This is a genomic window from Falsiroseomonas oryzae (genome assembly GCF_027856955.1).
GTDB lineage: Bacteria > Pseudomonadota > Alphaproteobacteria > Acetobacterales > Acetobacteraceae > Falsiroseomonas > Falsiroseomonas oryzae.
This window is the reverse complement of record NZ_JAPSMD010000976.1, coordinates 1-634: the sequence shown is the minus strand read 5'-3', so window position 1 is coordinate 634 and position 634 is coordinate 1. Positions and strand designations below refer to the sequence as shown.

At 78.5% G+C, this 634-nt stretch carries 1 protein-coding gene; it reads right to left on the bottom strand.

Annotated features, from left to right (window positions below; genetic code table 11):
- The coding region (locus tag OZN99_RS33050) for a YicC/YloC family endoribonuclease (protein WP_333779803.1) at nt 1-470 on the bottom strand (470 nt) is incomplete at its 3' end.
- Nucleotides 471-634: the final 164 nt, after the last annotated feature.

The window sequence follows — 634 nt, the reverse complement described above, 5'->3', positions numbered from 1 at the left end:
GCGGCGTCGAAGGCGGCGGCGAGCATGGCGCGCTCCGCCTCCTCCGCCGCCTCGTCCGGCTCGGCCTGCTCGGCCCGCAGCACGCCGGGCAGGGCGAGGATCGCCTCGGCCCGCGGCGGCGGCGCGCCGAGCCGCGCGGCGACGGCCGTAGCCAGCGCGATGGCCTGGTCCAGCGCCGCCGGGTCGGGGGTCAGGCGCGGCGCGCGCTCCTCGCGCTTCACGGTCAGCGTCGCGCTGACATTGCCGCGTTTGAGGCGCTTGCTGGCGGCCTCGCGCAGCGCGGGTTCCAGCGCGTCCAGCCCGTTCGGCAGGCGCAGCCGCAGGTCGAGGCCGCGCCCGTTGACGCTGCGCACCTCCCAGACGAAGGAGGTGCCGTCCGGCAGCGTCCCGCTCTCGCGGGCGAAGCCGGTCATGGAGGCGAGCGTGGTCATGCGCCGGTTGTCCTCCGGGGCGGGACGGAGGGCAAGCATGGCGGCATATCCGTGGAGCAGCGTGGCGATCACCGGGGCGTCCTCCGGCCTCGGCCGGGCGCTTGCCGAGGCCTGCGCGGGGCCGGGCGTCACGCTGCACCTCTCGGGCCGCGACGCCGCCCGGCTGGCGGGCACGGCGGAGGCCTGCCGGGCGCGCGGCGCGA